This is a genomic window from Mycobacterium asiaticum DSM 44297, from assembly GCF_000613245.1.
In the GTDB taxonomy this organism is placed as follows: Bacteria; Actinomycetota; Actinomycetes; order Mycobacteriales; family Mycobacteriaceae; genus Mycobacterium; species Mycobacterium asiaticum.
The window spans coordinates 1,334,158-1,341,661 of record NZ_HG964936.1; the positions used below are offsets into that span (position 1 = coordinate 1,334,158).

Consider the following 7,504-nt stretch of genomic DNA (forward strand, 5'->3'; position numbering starts at 1 on the left):
TCGTCCTGCGTCCGATCGTAATGTGGGTCGTATGAACCTCGATGAACGCCTCGCCGGCTATTCGCCGGCGGTGCTGAGCCTGTTTCGATTGGTCTACGGGCTCCTGTTTGCCGGCCACGGCTCCATGATTCTGTTCGATTGGCCTGTCTCGACCGGCCAAGACATCCCGGTCCTGCAATGGCCCGGTTGGTATGCCGGGGTCATCGAATTCACCACCGGGTTGTTGGTCGCGGCAGGCCTGTTCACCCGGATCGCCGCGTTCTTCGCGTCCGGCACGATGGCGGTCGCCTATTTCTGGATGCACCAACCGCACGCTCTATGGCCCATCGGCGAACCGCCGGGCGGCAACGGTGGGACCTTGGCCATCCTCTACTGCTTCGGCTTCTTCTTGCTGGTGTTCCTTGGGGCGGGAAGATACTCGCTGGACGCTCTGCTCGTCACTAAAGTTCAACGCCGCTAAGGCGTTACGTACAGTCGTCCAAACACGTGCCCGCGCTGAGGTCCTCCCAAGTGGCGATCTCCTTGGCGCGCCGCTCGGCGATATGCCGGTAGGAGAACAGCGCATCCTGGCCGAGCAGCAGGAATGCGGGGGGTTCGTTCGCTTCGACCGCGGCGATGATCGCTGCTGCCGCCTTGGCGGGATCACCTGTCTGGTGACCATGCATGGTGTCGTTCTCTTTGCGACGGCGTCCCGCGGTCTCGGCGTAGTCATCGATGACCGTTTCGGACTGCGTCAGCGAGCGCCCGGCGAAATCAGTGCGGAAAGCGCCGGGCTCGACGACTGTGACCGAAATACCGAGCGGCGCAAGCTCGCCATGCAGGGCCCCGCTCATACCTTCGACCGCAGCCTTGGCCGCCGAGTAATAGCCCGACCCCACCGGCGTCAATTGCACGCCGATCGAGGAGATGTTGACAATGGCTCCGGAACCGCGGGCACGCATGGCAGGCAGGACGGCCTTGATCATTGCGACCGTGCCGAAGAAGTGCGTTTCGAACAGGGCGCGAACCTTCTCGTCCTCACCCTCTTCGACAGCGGCGCGATAGCCGTAGCCGGCATTGTTGACCAGCACATCGATATCGCCGAACCGCTCCTGCGCCTCGCGCACCGCCGTGTCGACCTGTTCCGGCTCGGTCACGTCCAGTGTCGCCGCGAGCACCCGCTCGGGAACCGCGTCGGCTAGATCTTTCACGCTGCTGATATCGCGGGCCGTGACGACTGCGTTGTGTCCCTTGTCGATAACGGCCTGCGCCAGGGCACGACCAAGCCCCGTCGAACAACCGGTGATGAGCCAGGTGGACAAAGCAGAACATCCTTCCGGTCGCAGTCATCACGAGACTACACCGAACCGCTGATTGCCTTGTCCGGCAGCCACTTTCGCTGGGCTAGAAGCGAGCTAGAAGCGAGCTAGAAGCCCATCTTCTTGCAGTTGGCATTTCGATTCTGACAAAACATTCCGCTGCCGGTCCAGTCCTTGGCGCCGGGTACGCCGAAGTTGTTAGGGGTGTCGGTGGAACGGGGATCCTGAGCCAGCTGCGGGTTGATGATGATGATGTAGTCATCGATTATCGGCGGCACCGCGTCATCGGGGTCCGCGTTTGCGGCGGCGGCACTGCCCACCGCGGCCGCAAGTCCAATCAGGCCGGCAGCAATTCCCGCAGCAAATTTCTGAAGGCTCATTGGTCGCCCTCTCTGCTCTGGCGCGAATGACTGGCCGTGTCTGAGCTTACTCGCAGAATGATGATGCGATCCGAGCCTGCCGATTCTTCGTCGCAAACCGGCTACAAACGCGCAACAACTCCGATCATGTCAGCCAGCAAAGCCCGCAGTGGCTCGGTCTGTACCTAGCGTGTAGGCCGTGGTGCGCATGTCCGCGGTCGTTCGTCGTGCTGCGGTTCTCGCTGTCTGTCTCGCGCTACCGGTGACGTCTCCCTCGGCGGCGGCCGATCCCCTCTCGCAGCCGGTCGGCGCCGCGTCGGCGGCCGACGGCGCGGTACCACCCGGCGTGCCGGCCCGGGTGACGACGCCCGATGGCTGGACATTGGCGCTCGGGGCAAGGGATGAGAAGCACGTTCCGGTGGCGCCGTTGACCACCGCCGCCTCGTCTCGCGAATACCTGTCCAGCGGGATATTCGTCGCTTCCCTGACTGGGCCGGAAACCCCGCACGGCATCCTCGAAGTGGGGTACGAAATCGGCTGCGGCATCGACATGAGCACAGCCAACGGCGTCACCATGGCCAACGGCGGGGGTGTTTCTCCCTCGCTCGGCGCGGTGGTGCCGTTCGGACCCGGCGAGCCGTTCCAACTGCTGCCGCTGATCAGCACGCCGTACAACGGAGTGGTGAGCGTCGGGATGAAGCCGGGATTCGTGGTGGTGGTCCCGGTGGTCAGGAAAGAGTTCAAGGGCCCCAATCCGTGGATCATGATCAGCGAGTTCCACATGAAGATCGACGGATGCGTCGGACAATCGTTCGTTCGCTCCTACTCGACGCTGACCCGCATCACCGATGAGTCTGACGTGGTGCTGTCCTACGTGGGTGCGACCAAAGCCGTCTGATACGGCGCTCCGAGATCCGGCACCGCGGTGAAGCCTTCTTGGTGGGCGCCCGTCGTGGCGCGGCGGATGGGCAGGATCAACGGCACGAAAAGGATCTGGTCCAACAGGATTGGGGTGACCAGCCGGTTGTGCACGAACGCGAAGGAGCTTTTGGTGACCGGATCGGCCCAACCGATGGTGCCGCCCAGGCCGGCATGTCCGTAACCGCGGAGCAGGCCGGGCACCGGTGAGCCGTGATAGCCGAGGTTGAACGACATCGGGACGATCAGGTTCAGGTCGGGGCGCAAGCTGGTCTTGCCGAGCAACCCCGCCGCCAATTCGGTTGACAGCAACTGGGTTTGGCCTGCCCGGCCGTCGTTGGCCAACGCGCCGTACATCTTGGCCAGCCCGCGCGCCGTCACCACCGCGTTGACCGACGGAATCTCGCTGTCCAGGAACGGCGTGTCGCCCTGGATCAGGGAGGTGATCCCGGGGACATACATCGCGCCCAGGCCACCGGCGATCGGCAGCTCCGCGAGCCGGGGCGCCAGTAGGTCGAACAACGGGTTGGCGCGCGTGGTCTGGGGGAACATGATCTGCGCGGCTTTGGTAGGTGCAGCCGCGGGCGGACGACCGAGGTGCAGCCCGTCGGTATCCAGCGTCTCGGCTATCTCGGTGCGGAACAGCTCGCGCATGCCTTTGCCGGTGATCGCGCGGGCCAATCCGGAGGTGAGCCAGCCGTAGGTGAACGCGTGATAGGCGGCTCTGCCGGCATGCCGGTCGACCGGCGCTGCCGCCATGCGCTGTTCCATAAGCCGGTGGTCGAGCAGCTCTTCCTTGCTGACCCCTTGCAGGTGTGACAGGCCGGATTTGTGCGCCAGCATGTCGCGCACCGTGATATCGGCCTTGCCGTTGGCGCCGAACTCGGGCCAGTACTGCGCGACCGGCGCGTCGTAGGAAAGCTGGCCGCGGTCGACCAGGCGGTGCAGGACGGTGGCAGCGACTCCCTTGCTCGCGGAGAACACCATGGCGCCGGTGTCGGCGGTCCAGGGCACCTCACCGTGTCGATCCGACCACCCCGTCCAGACGTCGACGACGGGTTCGCCGTCCACGTAGACAGACAGGGCGCCGCCGCCGAAGCGCGGGCCGCCGGCGAAGATCTTCGCGAAAGTGCTTACGGCGCAACCGAACCGCGGGTCCGCGGCGCCTTGCACGTGCGCCGGCAGTCCGTTACCGGCCTCCAGGAGCGTCATGGTGCATCGGCCCGGTACATGTGAAACATGAGAACAATATTACCACTGAGTGAAAATGCTGTTCTTGACGCTCAGTCTTCGAGCGCGCGGCCCACGATCAGCGGATCCGGCACGCCCACCAACTCGTGGTCCTTGTCCTCGTAGTCGAATTTGTCCAGTAGGTGCCGCATCGCGTTGATGCGGGCGCGTTTCTTGTCATTGCTTTTCACCACGATCCACGGCGCGAAGTCGGTGTCGGTCGCGGCGAACATTTCTTCTTTTGCGGCCGTATAGGCGTCCCATCGGTTCACCGATTCCATATCCATCGGCGAGAATTTCCATTGCTTGACGGGGTCGACAAGGCGAATGGCAAAACGGGTGCGCTGCTCGTGGGGGGACACCGAAAACCACAGCTTCGTAAGCCTGATTCCGTCGTTGACCAGCAGCTTTTCCAATGCCGGTGCCTGTTCGAGGAACTCAGCGTGCTGCTCAAGAGTGCAGAATCCCATCACTTTCTCCACGCCGGCGCGGTTGTACCAGGAGCGGTCGAACAGCACCATCTCGCCCGCGGCGGGCAGATGGGTGATGTAGCGCTGGAAATACCACTGCGTCTGTTCGCGCTCGGACGGTTTCTCCAGCGCCACAACCCGCGCCGTCCGTGGATTCAAGTGCTCCATGAATCTCTGGATGGTGCCGCCCTTGCCGGCGGCGTCGCGTCCCTCGAACAGGATCAGGTGCCGGGTGCCGCTGCGCCTGCTGTGGTTCTGCAACTTCAGCAATTCGATCTGTAACCGCCGTTTGAGCCACTCGTATTCTTCGCGGGGCATCCGGTGGTCGTAGGGATAGCGTTCGCGCCAGGTCTCGACGGGTTTGCCGTCCCGGTCCAGCAGGACCGGTTCGTCGTCGTCCTCGTCGTCGACGGTGTAACCATGCTCCGGTGTCGAAAGGGCATCCAGATCGATGTCGGCCATGACTCCAAGCTATGCGCTGAGCCGAAAGTGTGGCGATGCAAGGGATTCGAAAGTTGGGGGGTTGGGCTTTGCCAGAGGGCCGCGAGTCGAAATCAGACTAACCAAACGATTTGCCGGGATTTACGCCGATCTTGACCAGGGGCGTCTAACATACCCAGGATCGAACCTGCTGGAAGTATTTATTCGGATCAGTCTGATGAGCGCCGGATGGTTGGTATATCGGCTGTCCCCCTATGCGCTTATTGTCCCGACCGCTGGGAGCCGCCATGTCGTCCTTCGTGATCGTTTCGCCGGACGCGGTGGCGGCAGCCGCCCAGGATCTGACCGGCTTGGGGTCGGCGCTGCGGGCCGCAAACGCAGCCGCGGCGGAACCGACGACGTCGCTGCTTGCAGCGGCACAGGACGAGGTGTCGGCGGCGATCGCCGCATTTCTGGCTAACTATGGCCAGGAATATCAGGCGCTGAGCACGCAGGCGGCGCTGTTTCAAGCCGATGTGGTCCGTGCGTTGAACCAGGCCGCCGCCAGCTATGCCGCGATTGAGGCGGCCAACGCTCCGCTGTTACAGCAGGTGCAGCAATCGTTCCTAGGGGCCATCAACGGCCCTACCACTGCGTTCTTGGGGCGCCCGCTGATCGGTGACGGCGCCAACGGCGCGCCGGAAACCGGCGCGGCCGGAGGTGCCGGCGGGATCCTGTGGGGCAACGGCGGCAACGGTGGGTCCGGCGGTGTTGGGCAAGCCGGTGGCGCCGGTGGCGACGCTGGGTTCTTCGGTAATGGCGGCTTGGGTGGGGCCGGCGGGGCAGGCGCGCCCGGTGCCGCGGGCGGGGCCGGTGGACAGGGTGGTGCCGGCGGGATCTTGGGCGGTTTCGGCGGGGCCGGTGGTGTTGGCGGACTCGGCGGTACCGGCACTGCCACCCTGGCCGCTGGCGCCGGTGGGGCGGTGGGGCCGGGGGGCTGAGCAGAGCGCCAGCGTTGTACACCGGTGGCGCTGGTGGGGCGGGGGGCGACGGTGGGACAGGTGTTGCCGGCGCTTCGCTTGGCGTTGGCATGGCTGGCGGCAACGGCGGAGCTGGCGGGGCCGGCGGGGCCGGCGGCGGCAGCATCGGCCTATTTGGTGGCGGCGGCGCCGGCGGCGTGGGTGGTGCCGGCGGGGGCGGCGGTCTCGGAGCCGACGGTAGTACCGGGCCAAACTCGTTGACCACTGGCGGTGTCGGCGGTGATGGCGGCCGGGGCGGCGACGCGGGAGCCGGGGGTGCCGGTGGGTCCGGTGGAACATTCGGGGTGGCGGGCGCGTCCGGCGCTGCAGGTATTGGTGGCGACGGCGGTGACGGCGGGCAGGGCGGCGCGGGCTTCAACGCGTCCACGGTGGCGGGTGCATCCGGTGGCCAGGGCGGCACCGGCGGTGGCGGCGGCGCGGGTGGCACCGGAAGCACCAACGGCAACGGCGGCCGGGGCGGTCAGGGCGGCCAGGGTGGCGATGGGTTTGACGCGACGGGTCTGACCACCGGGGTCGACGGGGGTAATGGCGGCGGCGGCGGCAACGGTGGTGCTGGCGGGGCGGCGGGCAGCGGCGGTACCGGCGGCCTGGACGGTAATGGTGGGGCCGCGGGTGCGGGTGGCGCCGGTGGTGGCGGTGCGAACAATGCGGCGGCCGGTGGCGCCGGCGGTGATGGCGGCGATGGCGGTGGTGGGGGTACCGGCGGCGATGGCGGTGGTACGAGTGGCGTCAAGGGCGCCGATGGTGCCGGCGGTCATGCCGGTGACGGCGGCAACGGGGCGATCGGAGTGGCCGGCACCGCGACCGCTGACGGTGGTCAGGGTGGTCAGGGCGGTGCCGGTGGCACCGGTGGCGATGCCGGCGGTGCCGGTGTGGCGGCCGGAAACGGCGGCCGAGGCGGCCACGGCGGTACCGGTGGTGCCGGCTTCGACCAGCCCGTGACCGGAGGCGGGGTCTCTCTGGACGGCGGAGACGGCGGCAAGGGCGGCACCGGCGGAATGGGTGGGGCGGCCGGTAACGGTGGCACCGGCGGACTGGACGGCCGGGGCGGCGATGCCGGTGCCGGTGGTGTCGGTGGTCGCGGAGCCGAGGGTTACCACGGCTACCCCGATGAGGGGGGTCCCGTAACGGGCGGCAACGGCGGCAACGGTGGCACCGGCGGTGACGGCGGCACCGGCGGTGTGGGTGGCGGACTGACCGGCGCCAGGGGAGCCGATGGCGCCGGCGGCAACGGCGGTGAGGGCGGCAAGGGCGGTGCCGGTGTCGACGGCTTCCTCAGCGACGGGGCTGGTGACGGCGGCCAGGGTGGCATGGGCGGTACCGGCGGAAAGGCCGGCGGCGACCTGGTGGCCGCGGGCGATGGTGGCAAGGGCGGTGCGGGTGGTAAGGGCGGCGCCGGGTCTGACTGGTCATGGACCGACTTCGGACGCAACGGCGGTGACGGCGGTGACGGCGGTAACGGTGGCACCGGTGGGGCGCCCGGCACGGGTGGCCTCGGCGGCGCCTACGGCGACGGTGGCGACGGCGGGGCCGGCGGCGCGGGTGGTGGCGGCGCGTCTGGCCTCAATCCTTGGTATCCCGCGGAACAGCATGGCGGTTCCGGTGGCAGCGGCGGTGACGGTGGCGATGGCGGCGCCGTTCTGGGTGCCGGCGGCAAGGCCGGCACCGGCGGCGCCGGCGGGGCCGGCGCTAACGGCGGCAACGGCGGCACATATGCCGACGTATCCGGCGTCGGCGGCAACGGCGCCACGGCGGGAACGGCGGCACGG

General features: G+C 67.4%; 7 protein-coding genes and 2 pseudogenes. 4 read left to right on the forward strand and 5 right to left on the reverse strand.

Features of this window, described 5'->3' with window-relative positions:
* Positions 1-31: 31 nt before the first annotated feature.
* The gene (locus BN972_RS06460) at positions 32-460 is read left to right on the forward strand and encodes a DoxX family protein (protein ID WP_036354191.1); all 429 of its coding nucleotides are present in this window, start codon (positions 32-34) and stop codon (positions 458-460) included.
* A gap of 4 nt (positions 461-464) precedes the next feature.
* Here the strand turns inward: BN972_RS06460 and BN972_RS06465 are convergent, their stop codons facing one another.
* Together BN972_RS06465 and BN972_RS06470 are read right to left on the reverse strand one after the other, a co-directional pair.
* Positions 465-1,301: an oxidoreductase gene (locus BN972_RS06465; RefSeq protein WP_036354195.1), complete on the reverse strand. Its 837-nt coding sequence runs from the start codon at positions 1,299-1,301 to the stop codon at positions 465-467.
* A gap of 104 nt (positions 1,302-1,405) precedes the next feature.
* The gene (locus BN972_RS06470; RefSeq protein ID WP_036354197.1) at positions 1,406-1,678 is read right to left on the reverse strand and encodes a hypothetical protein; all 273 of its coding nucleotides are present in this window, start codon (positions 1,676-1,678) and stop codon (positions 1,406-1,408) included.
* Between the two features lie 187 nt (positions 1,679-1,865).
* Here BN972_RS06470 and BN972_RS06475 point away from each other — a divergent pair, with 187 nt between their 5' ends.
* A complete protein-coding gene (locus BN972_RS06475; RefSeq protein WP_036356759.1) occupies positions 1,866-2,555 on the forward strand; it encodes an MspA family porin in 690 nt (229 codons plus the stop codon).
* Here BN972_RS06475 and lipL read toward each other — a convergent pair.
* Together lipL and ppk2 are read right to left on the reverse strand one after the other, a co-directional pair.
* Positions 2,528-3,787, reverse strand: coding sequence for an esterase/beta-lactamase LipL (gene lipL, locus BN972_RS06480; RefSeq protein WP_036354200.1), 1,260 nt, complete (start codon positions 3,785-3,787; stop codon positions 2,528-2,530). The genes BN972_RS06475 and lipL overlap by 28 nt on opposite strands.
* Before the next feature lie 71 nt (positions 3,788-3,858).
* Positions 3,859-4,737, reverse strand: a complete 879-nt coding sequence (ppk2, locus tag BN972_RS06485; protein WP_036354202.1) for a polyphosphate kinase 2 — start codon at positions 4,735-4,737, stop codon at positions 3,859-3,861.
* Between the two features lie 266 nt (positions 4,738-5,003).
* Between ppk2 and BN972_RS31325 the strand changes: the two are divergent.
* Positions 5,004-5,887, forward strand: a pseudogene (locus BN972_RS31325) (PE family protein); the annotation flags it as partial.
* On the opposite strand, the gene BN972_RS31330 reads toward BN972_RS31325, so the two are convergent.
* Positions 5,846-6,640 carry a hypothetical protein gene (locus BN972_RS31330; protein ID WP_158497691.1) on the reverse strand — a complete coding sequence of 265 codons (795 nt, stop codon included), beginning with the start codon at positions 6,638-6,640 and terminating at the stop codon, positions 5,846-5,848. The pseudogene BN972_RS31325 and the gene BN972_RS31330 sit on opposite strands and share 42 nt — an antisense overlap.
* Between BN972_RS31330 and BN972_RS31335 the strand changes: the two are divergent.
* Positions 6,608-7,504, forward strand: a pseudogene (locus BN972_RS31335) (PE family protein); the annotation flags it as partial. The gene BN972_RS31330 and the pseudogene BN972_RS31335 overlap by 33 nt on opposite strands.

Coding starts and splice junctions, on each gene's coding strand:
- BN972_RS06460 (WP_036354191.1), top strand. CDS start 32: ATGAACCTCGATGAACGCCTCGCCGGCTATTCGCCGGCGGTGCTGAGC.
- lipL (WP_036354200.1), bottom strand. CDS start 3,787: ATGACGCTCCTGGAGGCCGGTAACGGACTGCCGGCGCACGTGCAAGGC.
- BN972_RS06475 (WP_036356759.1), top strand. CDS start 1,866: ATGTCCGCGGTCGTTCGTCGTGCTGCGGTTCTCGCTGTCTGTCTCGCG.
- BN972_RS06470 (WP_036354197.1), bottom strand. CDS start 1,678: ATGAGCCTTCAGAAATTTGCTGCGGGAATTGCTGCCGGCCTGATTGGA.
- ppk2 (WP_036354202.1), bottom strand. CDS start 4,737: ATGGCCGACATCGATCTGGATGCCCTTTCGACACCGGAGCATGGTTAC.